General features: G+C 60.7%; 13 protein-coding genes. 9 read left to right on the top strand and 4 right to left on the bottom strand.

Annotation, left to right across the window (positions count from 1 at the left end; translation table 11 throughout):
- The first annotated feature begins 240 nt into the window (after positions 1–240).
- Together B8991_RS13065 and dacB are read left to right on the top strand one after the other, a co-directional pair.
- Positions 241–915 (top strand): nicotinate-nucleotide adenylyltransferase, encoded by a 675-nt coding sequence (locus B8991_RS13065; protein ID WP_084353438.1) that lies wholly within the window; start codon positions 241–243, stop codon positions 913–915.
- The gene (dacB, locus tag B8991_RS13060) at positions 912–2408 is read left to right on the top strand and encodes a D-alanyl-D-alanine carboxypeptidase/D-alanyl-D-alanine endopeptidase (RefSeq protein WP_084353437.1); all 1497 of its coding nucleotides are present in this window, start codon (positions 912–914) and stop codon (positions 2406–2408) included. The genes B8991_RS13065 and dacB overlap by 4 nt, the downstream gene beginning before the upstream one ends.
- 324 nt (positions 2409–2732) lie before the next feature.
- Here the strand turns inward: dacB and B8991_RS13055 are convergent, their stop codons facing one another.
- Positions 2733–3134: a tellurite resistance TerB family protein gene (locus B8991_RS13055; protein ID WP_084353436.1), complete on the bottom strand. Its 402-nt coding sequence runs from the start codon at positions 3132–3134 to the stop codon at positions 2733–2735.
- A 160-nt stretch (positions 3135–3294) separates the two neighbouring features.
- Here B8991_RS13055 and B8991_RS13050 point away from each other — a divergent pair, with 160 nt between their 5' ends.
- The 3 genes from B8991_RS13050 to B8991_RS13040 all read left to right on the top strand — a co-directional run bounded on the left by B8991_RS13050 (position 3295) and on the right by B8991_RS13040 (position 7892).
- Positions 3295–4875 carry a lysine--tRNA ligase gene (locus B8991_RS13050; RefSeq protein ID WP_084353435.1) on the top strand — a complete coding sequence of 527 codons (1581 nt, stop codon included), beginning with the start codon at positions 3295–3297 and terminating at the stop codon, positions 4873–4875.
- Between the two features lie 63 nt (positions 4876–4938).
- Positions 4939–5349 (top strand): DUF4864 domain-containing protein, encoded by a 411-nt coding sequence (locus tag B8991_RS13045; RefSeq protein WP_084353434.1) that lies wholly within the window; start codon positions 4939–4941, stop codon positions 5347–5349.
- A gap of 263 nt (positions 5350–5612) precedes the next feature.
- Positions 5613–7892, top strand: a complete 2280-nt coding sequence (locus tag B8991_RS13040) for a glycosyl hydrolase family 28-related protein (RefSeq protein WP_084353433.1) — start codon at positions 5613–5615, stop codon at positions 7890–7892.
- Between the two features lie 56 nt (positions 7893–7948).
- On the opposite strand, the gene B8991_RS13035 is transcribed toward B8991_RS13040, so the two are convergent.
- The gene (locus B8991_RS13035) at positions 7949–8587 is read right to left on the bottom strand and encodes a hypothetical protein (protein WP_084353432.1); all 639 of its coding nucleotides are present in this window, start codon (positions 8585–8587) and stop codon (positions 7949–7951) included.
- Between the two features lie 195 nt (positions 8588–8782).
- On the opposite strand from B8991_RS13035, the gene parA reads away from it, so the two are divergent.
- The 4 genes from parA (at position 8783) to B8991_RS13015 (ending at position 11249) form a co-directional block, all read left to right on the top strand.
- Positions 8783–9418 carry a ParA family partition ATPase gene (gene parA / locus B8991_RS13030; RefSeq protein WP_084353431.1) on the top strand — a complete coding sequence of 212 codons (636 nt, stop codon included), beginning with the start codon at positions 8783–8785 and terminating at the stop codon, positions 9416–9418.
- Between the two features lie 33 nt (positions 9419–9451).
- Complete coding sequence (locus B8991_RS13025; protein ID WP_084353430.1) at positions 9452–10294, top strand: DUF6206 family protein; 843 nt, start codon at positions 9452–9454, stop codon at positions 10292–10294.
- Positions 10295–10359: 65 nt separating this feature from the next.
- Positions 10360–10680 carry an antibiotic biosynthesis monooxygenase family protein gene (locus B8991_RS13020; protein WP_084353429.1) on the top strand — a complete coding sequence of 107 codons (321 nt, stop codon included), beginning with the start codon at positions 10360–10362 and terminating at the stop codon, positions 10678–10680.
- Between the two features lie 161 nt (positions 10681–10841).
- Entirely contained in the window at positions 10842–11249 is a 408-nt protein-coding gene (locus tag B8991_RS13015; RefSeq protein ID WP_084353428.1) for a universal stress protein, read from the top strand.
- Positions 11250–11386: 137 nt separating this feature from the next.
- On the opposite strand, the gene B8991_RS13010 is transcribed toward B8991_RS13015, so the two are convergent.
- Together B8991_RS13010 and B8991_RS13005 are read right to left on the bottom strand one after the other, a co-directional pair.
- Positions 11387–12430, bottom strand: a complete 1044-nt coding sequence (locus tag B8991_RS13010; protein WP_084353427.1) for an L-idonate 5-dehydrogenase — start codon at positions 12428–12430, stop codon at positions 11387–11389.
- 88 nt (positions 12431–12518) lie between these two features.
- Positions 12519–13424 carry a LysR family transcriptional regulator gene (locus B8991_RS13005; protein WP_084353485.1) on the bottom strand — a complete coding sequence of 302 codons (906 nt, stop codon included), beginning with the start codon at positions 13422–13424 and terminating at the stop codon, positions 12519–12521.
- Between the last annotated feature and the right edge of the window lie 22 nt (positions 13425–13446).

Genomic DNA, 13446 nt, shown 5'->3' with positions numbered 1-13446 from the left:
GCTGCAACGTGGCCGATGCCGCTGATCCTGCTGTCTGGCAGGCCGGTCAACAGGGAACGCCTTGCCGGGGCGAACGTCGGGGGCTTGATGAGGTGTGGGGGCTTTTCGCTGTGCAAGTCGCGTTTGCGACTGCGTATTGAGAAAGGCGGAGGTCGAAAGCCGTTGATCTTCGCACTCAGGAGTAGTTTCTGTTCTGCGGGCCGCAGCTACTATGCGATTTCCGGTCCGACGAGGAGGAAGATGAAACAGCGAGGGGCATATCTGCGGGCCGGCATGCGCGTGGGCCTTCTGGGCGGATCGTTTGATCCGGCCCATGCCGGGCATGTCCGGGTGACATTGGAGGCGCTGCGACGGTTCGGCCTCGATCGGGTCTGGTGGCTGGTCAGTCCGGGCAATCCGCTCAAACCGCGCGGGCCGGCCCCGCTGGAACAGCGCATGGCGGGCGCGCGGGCCATCATGCAGCATCCCAAAGTGCATGTCAGCGACTTCGAGGCACAGGCAGGCACGCGCTACACCGCCGATACAGTGCTGCGGTTGCGCAAGATCCACCCCGGTGTGCGTTTTGTCTGGCTTATGGGGGCGGATAATCTTGTGCAGTTCAGCCAATGGGACAATTGGCAGCAGATCATGCGGTCGGTGCCTGTGGGCGTACTGGCGCGGCCCGGAGACCGGATTTCGGCGCGCACCTCCGTTGCGGCGCGGGTCTTTCGGCATGCGCGACTGCCGGCGCAGGCCAGTCGACTGTTGCCAAATGCGCAGGCTCCGGCATGGTGTTTCGTGAACATGCCGATGGTTGATCTCAGTTCCAGTGCGATCCGGGCTGCCCGCCACAGCGGGACAGGGGCGCAATCAGCAGGCACTCACGAGAACTCGACTTGTGGCACGGCGAATGGTGGGGTTAATTCTGGGACATGACAAAACGTATTTCGAGACGGGCATTTCTGGGCGGGACGGCTGCGTTGATGGTGGCCACGCCCGCGCTTGCCAATGCACCAACCCGTTCCTTGCGCCCCGTGCCACGCGGCGAAGCGCGGCTGGCCGTGGCCCAGACGCCGCCGGAAGAGCTGATCGCCCGCGCCAAGCTAAACGGTCAGGTCAGCTATTGCCTGTCGGACGCCGATACCGGCAAGATCATCGAGCAATACGCCCCGAATGTCGGACTGCCGCCGGCCTCGGTCGCCAAGGCGATCACGGCCGCATACGCGCTGGAGGTTCTGGGCCCGGAACATCGCTTTCGCACAAGACTGCTGGGCAGCGGGCCGGTGCAGGAAGGCGTTCTGAAAGGCAATCTGATCCTTGCGGGCGGGGCAGACCCGACGCTGAACACCGACGGGCTTTATGCCCTGTCGGAAGGGCTGAAGGCAGCAGGCATCCATACCGTCGAGGGCGATTTTCAAGTTTACGGCGGCGCGTTGCCCATGGTGCCCGTTATCGACATCTCGCAGCCTGATCACGTTGGCTATAACCCGGCGGTCTCGGGGCTGAACCTGAATTTCAACCGCGTGCATTTCGAATGGCGCCGCGAGGACAGCGACTATGCCGTGACGATGGAAGCCCGGTCCAGCCAGCATCGTCCGGGTGTGCATTTTGCAAAGATGCAGGTCATCGAACGCAGCATGCCGGTCTACACCTACAAAGACAGTGGCGCTGCCGATGAGTGGACGGTTGCACGCGGCGCGCTTGGCAAAGGCGGGGCGCGGTGGTTGCCAGTGCGCAAGCCTGAACTTTACGCCGGCGAGGTTTTCCAGACTTTCGCACGCGCGCAGGGGATCGCGTTGCGCGCGCCGAAGGTGATCGCAGAATTGCCGGAGGCCGCGGCGGAACTGGCGGGGCAGGACAGTGGGCCGCTCAGCGATATTCTGCGTGACATGTTGAAATTCTCGACGAACCTGACGGCAGAGGTCGTTGGTTTGGCCGCGACGACCGCCCGGTCCGGCAAGCCTGTTTCTGTGCGCGCGTCGGCAGAGACGATGAGCGCATGGGCCAATGCAGCGTTCGAAACCGACGGCATCGTACTGGTCGATCATTCGGGGCTTGGCGATACCAGCCGGGTGGAATCGCCCGATATGGTGGCCTTGCTTGTGGCGGTGCGCGAACGACTGGGGCTTTTGCCGCTGCTGAAAGAGATCCCGATGCGGGACGCCAATCGGAAGGTTCTCAAGTCCCATCCGGCAACCGTTCGTGCCAAGACCGGGACGCTGAATTTCGTAAGTGGGCTTGCGGGCTATGTGGACACGACCGACGGCAAGGCGCTGGCTTTCGCCATATTTGCCGCCGACACGGACCGTCGCGACGGGCTGGAAAAAGCAGAGCGGGAACGCCCGCCGGGGGCGGCCTCGTGGAATGCGCGGGCGAAGATCCTGCAACAGCAGTTGATCGACCGGTGGTATGTTCTGCACGCGAGCTAGGGCGCGGCGTCAGCACATGGCGCCGCGGAAACAGCGCATTTGGGTTGCTTTCAGTTCAGCAGGGCCAGCCGCGGTGCCGCGGCACCGACGATCGGCAGCAGGCAGAGCAGGAACAGGCCCAGTAGGGTCAGCTTTCTGCGGTTCATTCTTCAATCTCCGACAAGAATAATTTCGATTAAAGTCATAACGGCGGTAATTGCCTGTTTTATGACATATCAAAAAAGACATGTTGTCGGCAGTCAGGAATAGCTTACCTGCACCATTTTGAGCAGAAAGCCGCCCGGTTAGGCGGCTTTGCGGGGATTTTGGGCAGATCAGTGTGCGTCAGGCGCGCAGGTGCCGGGCGCGGGCACCGCGTTCAATCGCTGCGGCGTGCAACCGGTCGAGGTTCAGCTCGTAGCGGATTTCCTCCAGCAGGCGCAGTTCCGGTTCGTAAAGCTGACCGTCGGCGGCGGCCACATCGCAGGCCAGTGCGTAGGCGGTTTCAAACAGGCGCTCCGGCAGGTTGTCTCGGATCAGACCGAACAGCGCGTCCAGCCCATCCTCTTGTTCGAACAGGTCGAACACCGTTTGCGTGGTGCTGTTCATGCGGTCGATGTCATATTCAGCAAAGACCGGCAGATTGTTCACCGCCGACTGGATCTTGACCAGCTCCGACGTGCGGATGTTCTCGTCTGAGGCAGAGATCGCGACCATCAGGGCAACAAGGCAGTCCTGCGGCGTCATCGGGTGGGAGGGCGTATCGTCGTCTTCGGTGCTCACAAGACTGATCCTTGGAATAAGAGGAGGTTGCGTTGCAGATTATTGACCTATGCCCGCGCCCGCAATAGGTACGCGAGCGCTGCGTGCCCCAAGACGGGGCGCGCGCCCAATGGAGACTTTCCGCATGTCCGAGATCCGCGACGCCGCCCTTACCTCGAAAGCCTGGCCCTTCGAAGAAGCGCGCCGCGTGCTCAAACGCTATGAAAAGGCGCCGCCCGAGAAGGGCTATGTGCTGTTCGAGACCGGCTATGGCCCCTCGGGGCTGCCGCATATCGGCACGTTTGGCGAAGTTGCGCGGACGACCATGATCAAGCGCGCCTTCGAGCTGATTTCCGACATTCCAACGCGGCTGATCTGTTTTTCCGACGATCTGGACGGGATGCGCAAAGTGCCCGGAAACGTACCCAATCAGGACGCGTTGCAGGAGCATTTGCAAAAGCCGCTGACCAGTGTGCCGGACCCGTTTGGCGAGTATGAAAGCTTTGGCGATCACAACAACGCCATGCTGCGGCGGTTTCTGGACACGTTCGGGTTTGAGTATGAATTCATCTCGGCGACCGAGTTCTACCGGTCGGGCAAGTTCGACGAGGTGCTGTTGCGCGCGGCCGAGCGCTATGATGACGTGATGAAGATCATGCTGAAATCGCTGCGCGACGAACGCCAGCAGACCTACTCGATCTTCCTGCCGATCCACCCCGAAACCGGTCGTGTGCTGTATGTGCCGATGAAAGAGGTCAACGCCAAGGACGGCACGATCACCTTTGACGACCCGGATGGTCGTGAATGGACGCTGCCGGTCACCGGCGGCAACGTGAAACTGCAATGGAAGCCGGATTTCGGTGCGCGTTGGGCTGCACTGGGTGTCGATTTCGAGATGTACGGAAAGGATCACAGCACCAACACGCCGATCTATGACGGCATCTGCAAGGTGCTGGGTATGCGTCCGCCCGAGCATTTCACCTATGAGCTGTTCCTTGACGATCAGGGGCACAAGATTTCGAAATCATCGGGCAACGGTGTGTCGATCGACCAGTGGCTGACCTATGCCTCGACGGAATCGCTGTCCTATTTCATGTATCTCAAGCCAAAGACGGCCAAGCGGATGCACTTTGACGTGATCCCCAAGGCAGTGGACGAGTATCACCAGCAGTTGCGGGCCTACCCGACGCAGGATCTGAAGGCGCAGTTGAACAACCCGGTGTGGCATATCCACGGCGGCGATGTGCCCGAAAGCCGGATGGTGGTGCCGTTCTCGATGTTGCTGAACCTTGCCAGTGTGGCAGGTGCCGAGGACAAGGAAACCCTGTGGGGGTTCATGCGCCGCTATGCACCTGACGCCAGCCCGGAGACGCATCCAGATCTGGATCAGGCGGCAGGTTTTGCCGTGCGCTACTACAATGATTTTGTCAAACCTGCCAAGGTGTTCCGTGCCGCAACTGATTTGGAGCGTGAAGCCCTGATGGAGTTGCGCGACGGTCTGGCCGCCTGGGACGGACCTGCGGATGGCGAAGCCTTGCAGGGGCTGGTATTCTCATGCGGGCGCGAGCGGTTCGACCCGATGCGCGACTGGTTCAAAGCACTGTACGAAGTGCTTCTTGGTGCCAGCCAAGGCCCGCGCTTCGGGGGGTTCATCGCGCTTTACGGTGTCGATGAAACGGTCGCATTGATCGACAAGGCCCTCGCTGGCGAGTTGCTGGCGGCCTGAGGCACGTTTTGACCGTAGAGCAAACTGCGCTATCTCCCTGCCTAGATTGCAGGGAGATGGATCATGCGGAGTTTGATTTTTGGGCTGGTTGCAGCGGTGGCGTTAGCTGGCGGCGTGGCGGCACAGGACACACCTGAAACGGGCATCAAGGATGTGATCTCTTCCCAGTTGGAAGCATTCCGGCAGGATGATTTCGCGCGGGCGTTCTCTTTCGCCAGCCCTTCCATTCAAGGTATGTTCGGGTCGCCCGAGAATTTCGGCGGGATGGTGCAGAACGGCTATCCGATGGTGTGGCGTCCAGGGCGCGTGGATTTTCTGGAACTTCGCCAGATCCAGGGCAGCCTTTGGCAAAAGGTGCAGATCGTCGACCAGAACGGACAGGTGCATCTGCTGGACTATCAGATGGTCGAGGGCCGCGACGGCTGGCGCATTGGCGGGGTTCAGATGCTGGAACTGCCCGGCATGGCGGTCTGACGGCCCGGTTGATACAACGAGACTGTCTAATCTATTGCAATGGCGTGCCTTTTCTGGTGCGCCATTTTCGTTTCAGGACGTAATGCTTCATCGGGCGCAACGCCTACCGTCACGGTGCTGTCGGGCGGCGTTAATGTCGCATTGGTATTTCCCTCAAAGCGGCCGGGTGAGCACCCGGCACTGTTGATCAGCAGGCCGGGACACCGGTCCTGCGGCGGATGAGACCCGTTGCAGGTGGGCTGTTTACGCGGAAAGGGAATGGAATGAACAAGGCAATCACCGACGGGGTGCAATTCATGCCTGCTGCTTTCGAGGCAGGTTTGGGACACTGGTCACGCGGCAACGGCGTGCCGGGGTCTGACAGCTACCACAATGTGGCGACGGCGGCCTTTGTGCCTGCGGATCAGGATTTTGGCGGGTGTCTGGAACTTCAGAAAACCGAAGGCGTGCAGAAACTGCGCTATAAGGGCCAGACGCCTATACTGCCGGGCTGCTACATTCGCGTGACCGCTCGGATCAAGGCGATGTCGGGCAATCTGCCCTCTGTCAGGATCGCGGGTTGGGCCGGATCTGCGGGCGGTGTCCATGTGGGCGGCTTGCCGGAAACCGATGTCGCGGTGCCGTTGACGGCTTATGGCGATGTTGTCGAGGTTTCGGCCATCATTGGCAGCGGCAATCGGCCAGGGGTCGATCTGGTCTGGGGGACAGAACCGATTTATGGCCATTTCGGCATCGATCTGACGGGCCAGAACGGCGCGGTTGTGCGGATCGACGATATACAGATCGAGGACGTCACTCAGGTCTTTTATCGCGACCTGATGAATTGGGTCGATGTGCGCGACTATGGCGCAGTGGGCGATGGCATTACCGATGACAGCGCGGCGTTCGAGGCTGCTGACGCGGCCGCCGATGGCAAACGCGTGCTGGTCTCGAAGGGAATATACTATCTCGGCAGCAGTGTGACGCTGGAAAATCGGGTTCAGTTCGAAGGCAACGTCATCATGCCCGACAATGCGATCCTGTCGCTGACGCGTGATTTCCATCTGCCCGCCTATATCGACGCTTTCGGCAATGAAGAACTGGCGTTTCGCAAGGCGGTCCAATCTTTGCTGAACAATTCCGACCATGAGGGTCTGGACCTTGGCGGGCGGCGGGTGTCCGTGACAGCGCCGATCGACATGCAGGCAGCGGTCAACAACCGGACGACCTTTGCGCAACGCCGCCATATCCGTAATGGCCAGTTGCGTGCCGAAGGCGGCCCAGCCTGGGAAAACGACGTCGTGACCAGTCAGGCGAGCTACACGGCCTCAAAGCCGTTTACGCTGACCAACGTGGTCAATGTCGCGAACATCCCCGTGGGGTCTTTGGTCGAAGCGAATGGCGTGGGGCGCGAGATCTATGTCCGCGACCGCAATGTGGCCGCGCAGCAAATCACCCTGTCGCAGCCACTGTCCGATGCGGTCGGCACGCAGAACTACACGTTCACGCGGTTCAAGTATCTGCTGGATTTCAGCGGCTTCGACAAGCTCACCTATTTCTCGATGTCGGATATCGAGTTTCAGTGCAACAACATGGCAAGCGGCGTGCTGATGCCCCCTTTGGGCGGCATCTTTCAGTTCCGCGACTGTTTCTTCAACCGTCCGCAGGATCGCGCCATCACCTCGCACGGGTCGGGCTGTCAGGGCATGCTGGTGGACCGCTGCAACTTTGAAAGCCCTGAAAATGGCCTGGCCGCGCAGGACAGGACGGTTGTGGCGATCACCGCCAATGCAAATGACGTGAAATTGCGAGATAACCGGGCATCGCAGTTCCGGCATTTTGCGGTGCTGTCAGGATCGAACAATGTCGTCACCGGTAACCACTTCTTCCAAGGCTCAACAGGCGGGGTGCGCACGGCCGGTCTTGTTCTGGCGCTTCGGGCCTGCAACACCACGATCACCGGCAATTACGTTGATAACTGCTTCATCGAATGGACGAACGAGCGCGAACCGGAACCCGACTATACTGGTGGTTTCGGCTTTGCGGGCGTGTCGATCACCGATAATGTCTTCCTGGCGGGTGGCGTGGCGAGCTGGTTTTCGTTCATCGTGATCAAACCCTTTGGCACCGGGCATTTCATCAACGGGTTGAACGTGTCGGGCAACACCTTCCGCTGTGTGGATGCGGTGATGAACCGGATCGAGCGTGTGGACACCAGCTATGCCAATCTGGAAATCGGGCAAATGCGCAAGCTCTACTTCTCTAACAATACGCATCACAACGTGGAGTACCCGACGCATAACCCGCTGACCGTCAAGCATAGTCAGAATACGGCGGCGCAAACCTGGCAGGTGGAATGCGCGCCGCATTTGCCGTTCAATGGCTACGCGCAGAATGTCGACGGGGTGGCATTGCGCGGCAGGATCGCAAACGCGTCCAACGCAGCCCAATATGTCTCGCCGCATGCGTTCGAACAGAAGGGGCCAAACAGGTCTCAGGTCCATCTGGTCTGGCCGTCGTCCGTGAAGGGCGATGTGAACGTCCAGGTGCGGATGGACAAGTAAGCCTTCATGGGGCCGGGGCGTTTTGCACGCTTCGGCCCTATTCTGATTGGTACGGATCAGAAATCCTGCCAGAGACCGAATTTGATCCGAAAGTTTCGGCGTTCCAGCAGATCTGCCGAAGCGCCGACCTCCAGGTGACGGGACTTGCCGAAAGGCACGACGACAGACGGGGCTAACTGCGCGGTTGCGGCCCGACCAAACGGTTTTCCGGTTTGCAATTGCAGGATAAGCATCCGTCCGCGATCATCTTTCAGGCCTAAGGTCAGATCCAGTTTCAGGTCAGTTGCGCCGGTCATCTGGATCTCTGCCAGAGCATCCGCCGCCATCCAGCCTTTATCCAATCCGCGCCCCCAAGAAATGCCGGGGCGCAACACGGTCTGCGTGTCGATGACGCCGAGCCCAAGCTCTGCCGCGATGGGGCTTCCGGCCTTCGTTGTGGACAGCGGCTGCCGGACAAAGACAATGGCGCGGGACGTTCCGTCGCTAGAGTATCCCGCATCCAGCCCAAGCGTATGGCGGCCGTTCAACCCGTATTCGAGATAGGCCGAACTGTACGAGGTGAGTGTCATAAAGGTGTCGTCAAAGCTCAGACGGGTCGCGACGCTGGCAAATCCCGTGCCTTCCGGCCGTGGCCAGGCACCCGCATTCGCGAGCGTCCCGGTCAGGCAAATCAGAAGGCAGAGACAATTCAGCATCGCAACCCGTCCTTTGCAGCCCCGCGTCCAGCATCGGACAGGGTTGGTTAATGGCGGGTTAAGGCGGAGCGAGCCTGACTTTGCGCGGACAGGCGGGCTTGACGTGGCGATTTGCGCACCGCAGCTTGGCGCAAAGCCTGTCACCGCGGCAAGCGAATCGTCGGTCACAGGGCCGCAAGCAGAAAAGGCAGCTCTATGACAGGACGCGTCATCACCGTCGCACAGCAAAAGGGCGGGTCCGGCAAGACGACTGTGGCGGTGAACCTGGCCGTGGGGTTCGCCCGCGCAGGCAAGAGCGTCGCGGTGGTGGATGTGGACCCGCAGGGCAGTCTGGGCCGCTGGTTCATGGCGCGGCTTGAACGGCTGGAAGATGCGGGGATCGAGTTTGCGACCTCCTCGGCCTGGGGGGTGACATATGAGTGTCGCAAGCTGGCCGACAGCCATGACATCGTGATTGTGGACACGCCGCCCAAGGCAGACAGCGATCTGCGCCCGGCATTGCGCGCCGCCGATTTGGTCGTGGTGCCGGTTTCTATGAGCCATGTCGACCTTTGGGCGACCGAAGGCGTGCTGGATCTGGCGCGGCGTGAAAATCGGGTGGCGTTGGTGGTGATGAACCGCGCACGGGCCGGAACACGGCTGGGCGCGGATGTCGCGGAAGCCGCCTCGCAACTGGAGGCACAGCTTGCCACGGCGCAATTGGCGAACCGTGTAGTCTATGCCGAAACACTGGGGCAGGGGCTTGGTGCGATCGAGGCACCGCGCGGACCGGCCCGCGATGAGGTGACAGCGCTGTGCGAAGAGGTGGCGCTTTTGCTGGAGGACGCGTAAGCACGCCCCAGCCGACTGACGGAGCCGACTGCCATGACCGACCTCGACGCGCTGATTGCGCTGATCAAAGCCGAACCCTCGACCAGAGGGCACACGATTTCCAAGTTGGGATATTTCTGTGCGCCGTTCCGGCCCGGTTCCGGCCCGCTGTCGGACAAGGTGATCAAGGTTTACCGGGGGCTTCCGGATGAGGCGGCGCTGGACCGGCTCAAACGCTGCCATGACGACTATTTCGACGCGCTGCGCCAATGTGGCGTAACGATCCCCGATACCGAGATGCATCTGGTGACCATCGACGGCGCCCGCCAGCCGGTGATCGTGCAGGACGCGCTGCCGGAAAGCAGCCTGATGCGGCCGCTGATGCAAGGTGCCTCGCTTGACGACACGCTGGCGATGATGGAGGCCGCAGGGCAGTGTATCGCAGGCTTCTGGCACGGGGCGCAAAAGATCGACACGCGCATCGGCTTTCACCCCTCGATCCGCAATTTCGCCATTGTTGATGGCGTGGCTGTTTTCTTCGACACGTTCCCGCCGCTGATCCACTATTCGCGGGACGAGATGGGCCGGATGTTGCTGCAATATTCCGACAAGCGGCTGATGCGGCTGGTGGGACCATTGATGCAGAAACGTGTGACCGGCATTCAGGATGAATGGTATTCGCCGCCCGAAACGCTTGTCGGGCTGGTCGGGTCAGCCTGCCGGTTGCGGCCGCCAGAGGCAGAGGCATTCCTGACCTGGGGACGCGATTTTGCCAACCGCCGCATGCAGCCCTGGGCCGAAGAGGCCTTGCGCGGGATGCAGGAACCGCCGCGCCTGCCGGGCTATTGGACGGGCTTTCGCAAGATCCTGGGCCTTCAGGGCGAACCCAACGTCTGAGGCATGAACAGAGGTCTTTGCCTGATCCTCCGAACCTGCCAGACTGGTACAAAACGGAGGATGCCATGCCGACAACCATCAATTTCCCCAGCAAGGTCCAGACGGTCATCACCACATTCGAGATGACGCCCGGCACCTGTCAGGATCTGCTGGACGAGCTGACCGAAGCCTATGAGGTCTTTATTTCCAAGCAGCCGGGCTTTGTTTCGGCCGGCCTGCATGTGAATGACGCACAGACCCGGATTGCCAATTATTCGCAGTGGAACCGTCGTGAGGATTTTCAGGCGATGCTGCGCACGCCCGAAATGCGCGAGCGGAATCGGCGGATCAACGGGCTGTGCCGCGCGTTCGAGCCGGTGATGTACGAGGTTGCCGGAACTTTCTGACATGTTTGCATCCTATGCCGTCTGTCACGGCATCTGGAGAACTGGCTGTGATTCGGACTTCATATGTGCATTCATGGATGTGCGCGTCATCGCCCGGCATCAATGGAATGAACACGCTTGGCCGTCAGGCTGATGCGGGATTGGCAAAAAGGAGATCGCAGATGTATCGAAATATTCTGATTCCGATTTCGTTCGACGAGGATCGGGACGTCAAGGGCGCGCTGGAGGTCGCCCGAGCGCTTTCCATCGAAAGCGCCAAGATCACGCTGTTGCATGTCATGGAGCAGATGCCCACCTATGCGATCAGCTACATTCCGGAGGATTATCTTCAGGAAAGCCGCAAAGCGATCAACACCGAACTGGCCAAAATGGCCTCGACGCTGCCGAATGGCGAGGGGGTGCTGCGCGAAGGACATTCCGGGCGGACGATTCTGGATTTCGCTTCGGAAATCGGCGCGGATTGCATTGTCATCGCCTCGCACCGGCCGGGGATGCAGGACTATCTTCTGGGCTCGACCGCGCATCAGGTCGTGCGCCATGCGCGCTGCGCGGTCCACGTTCTGCGATAGGCTGATTGCAAGCAGGCCGATGCAGAACGCCGCGGGACTGCCCCGCGGCGTATGGCTTGGCGTTGTAGCCGGACCTCTGCTCTCCAGATGATTGAGGGGGCTCTGTCAGATTTGCGCCGGGCAAGCCAAGTCCGCGCCTATCCTGCAAAGGTCAAATGTACCTTCACGGCGCGGGTGCGGTCGGCGGCGGTTTCAAACGCGGCCAATGCGTCCTCTACCGGGAAACTCTGCGAGATCATCGGGCGCACATCGATGCGCCGGGAAGAGATCGCAGCAGCCGCCTGTTCAAATTCCGGGTGGAAGCGGTGCGTGCCCTGAAAGGCGACTTCCTTGCCGACCAGCAGGTTGACGGGCAGGGCGACATCGCCGGTCACGCCGACCTGCACAAGCGTGCCGCGTGGGCGGATCGCCTCTATCGCGCCACGGATCGCGGGCTGCGCGGCAGAGCATTCAAAGACCACGTCGAAATGGCCCTTGTTCTCGGTGAACCGGCTCATGGCGCTTGCGTTAGTGCTCATGTTGATGGTTTGCGTAGCCCCCATCGCCTCGGCGGCTTTCAGCGGCACGTCCTGAAGGTCGGTGACGACAATCTCCGACGCGCCGGCCTCGGCCGACACAGCGGCGCACAGCGCGCCGATCGGGCCTGCGCCGGTGACCAGCACGCGCTTGCCCGCCAGATCGCCCGCGTTGTTGCGGGCATGCAGGCAGACCGCCAGCGGTTCGGAACAGGCAGCCTCGGCCAGCGAAACATCCGTGGAAACCGGCACACATTGCGCCGCGCCAATCACGATACGGTCGCGAAACAATCCCTGTTCGTGCGGAAACCGCATGGCAGAGCCGCGAAACCGCATATTGAGGCAATGCTGGTGCAGCCCTTCGGCGCAATAGATGCAATCATTGCAGGGGCGGCTGGGATTGAGCGCAACATGCTGGCCCTGCGTCAGACCGGTCACACCGTCGCCCAGTTCCACGACAACACCGGCGGCCTCATGGCCCAGAATGATCGGTTCCTTCACCCGGATCGGCCCAAACCCGCCATCCTGAAAGTAATGCAGGTCAGACCCGCAAATCCCGCCTGCGGACAGCGCGACCAAGACTTCGCCGGGGCCGGGCGCGTCCAGTTCTGCGGTCTCGATACGGATGTCAGCGGCAGCATAAAGACGGCAGACGCGAGTTTGCATGGAAGCTCCAGTCTTGAAGGGTGGGTGATTGTCATTCAAGTATAGCCCGACAAAAGCGCGACTGCGAGTGGATTAAGCCGCAAGCCGATTACGAATCCAGCCGCATCTGTCCCAGCTCCTTGGCCAGCGCATCGCTCATCAGCATCTTCGCGGGCCCGATGGCGGCAGAGGCAGAAACCATGATGCCGATCCGTACTTTCGCCAGTGACGCCTGAATCAATGGCACGAAACAAAGATCCCCGCGCTCTACCTCGTCGTAAAAGCCGATCTTGGTGTACAGTCCGATCCCCTGGTTCGACAGGATCATCTCTTTGGCCAGAAACAGCGTATTGGTGTAGACATGCGTGGACAGGGGCGTCACCAAAGTCGAGATTGCCTGATCTATGATCGAGTTGCCGCCGCGCGCATCGCTTGTGCGCACCAGCCTATAGCCGGCAAGATCGCCGATCTTCACGCTGGGGCGGGTCGAAAGAGGATGATCGGGGCGCGTGATGATGCCAAAAGGCGCTGACTTTTCCGACAGCACGCGCACATCAGGATGTGGTGTGAAGATGAAGGCGACGCCGATCTCGGCATCGCCCGACGCCACCGTTTGCACCACGTCCTCTGGCTGGGCGGTGGTCACAGAGATCGAGATATCGGGGAATTTGCGCGCGAACTCATTCATCGCGCGGGGCAGCGCGGTGACGGCCATCGAATCCATCGTGTGAATGGTGATGTGGCCGGTCCGCAGGTCGCGCATATCATCCATCAAAACCTTGGCGCGTTCATAATCGTGCAATACTTTTCGGCAGTGTTCCAAGAGAATCGCCCCCATGGCGGTCAGCTCCACGCCTTCGGGGGTTCGGTCGAAAAGTCGCATTCCAAGGCTTTCCTCGACGCTCAGGATCTTGCGATTGACCGATGTGGATGACACGTTCAGCACCAGTGCGGCCTTGCGGATCGACCCTTGGCGCGCGGTTTCGTCGAAGTATTTCAAGAAGATGGAGTGCATGAAGCCGCTCGCCATTCGGGTG

Origin of the sequence: Primorskyibacter flagellatus (genome assembly GCF_900176485.1) — a bacterium.
Classification (GTDB): domain Bacteria; phylum Pseudomonadota; class Alphaproteobacteria; order Rhodobacterales; family Rhodobacteraceae; genus Primorskyibacter; species Primorskyibacter flagellatus.
This window is presented reverse-complemented; position numbering and strand designations above follow the sequence as displayed.

Bases quoted from the DNA above. Each gene is read 5' to 3' on its own strand.
- B8991_RS13065 (WP_084353438.1), top strand. From the start codon at position 241: ATGAAACAGCGAGGGGCATATCTGCGGGCCGGCATGCGCGTGGGCCTT.
- dacB (WP_084353437.1), top strand. From the start codon at position 912: ATGACAAAACGTATTTCGAGACGGGCATTTCTGGGCGGGACGGCTGCG.
- B8991_RS13055 (WP_084353436.1), bottom strand. From the start codon at position 3,134: ATGACGCCGCAGGACTGCCTTGTTGCCCTGATGGTCGCGATCTCTGCC.
- B8991_RS13050 (WP_084353435.1), top strand. From the start codon at position 3,295: ATGTCCGAGATCCGCGACGCCGCCCTTACCTCGAAAGCCTGGCCCTTC.
- B8991_RS13045 (WP_084353434.1), top strand. From the start codon at position 4,939: ATGCGGAGTTTGATTTTTGGGCTGGTTGCAGCGGTGGCGTTAGCTGGC.
- B8991_RS13040 (WP_084353433.1), top strand. From the start codon at position 5,613: ATGAACAAGGCAATCACCGACGGGGTGCAATTCATGCCTGCTGCTTTC.
- B8991_RS13035 (WP_084353432.1), bottom strand. From the start codon at position 8,587: ATGCTGAATTGTCTCTGCCTTCTGATTTGCCTGACCGGGACGCTCGCG.
- parA (WP_084353431.1), top strand. From the start codon at position 8,783: ATGACAGGACGCGTCATCACCGTCGCACAGCAAAAGGGCGGGTCCGGC.
- B8991_RS13025 (WP_084353430.1), top strand. From the start codon at position 9,452: ATGACCGACCTCGACGCGCTGATTGCGCTGATCAAAGCCGAACCCTCG.
- B8991_RS13020 (WP_084353429.1), top strand. From the start codon at position 10,360: ATGCCGACAACCATCAATTTCCCCAGCAAGGTCCAGACGGTCATCACC.
- B8991_RS13015 (WP_084353428.1), top strand. From the start codon at position 10,842: ATGTATCGAAATATTCTGATTCCGATTTCGTTCGACGAGGATCGGGAC.
- B8991_RS13010 (WP_084353427.1), bottom strand. From the start codon at position 12,430: ATGCAAACTCGCGTCTGCCGTCTTTATGCTGCCGCTGACATCCGTATC.
- B8991_RS13005 (WP_084353485.1), bottom strand. From the start codon at position 13,424: ATGCACTCCATCTTCTTGAAATACTTCGACGAAACCGCGCGCCAAGGG.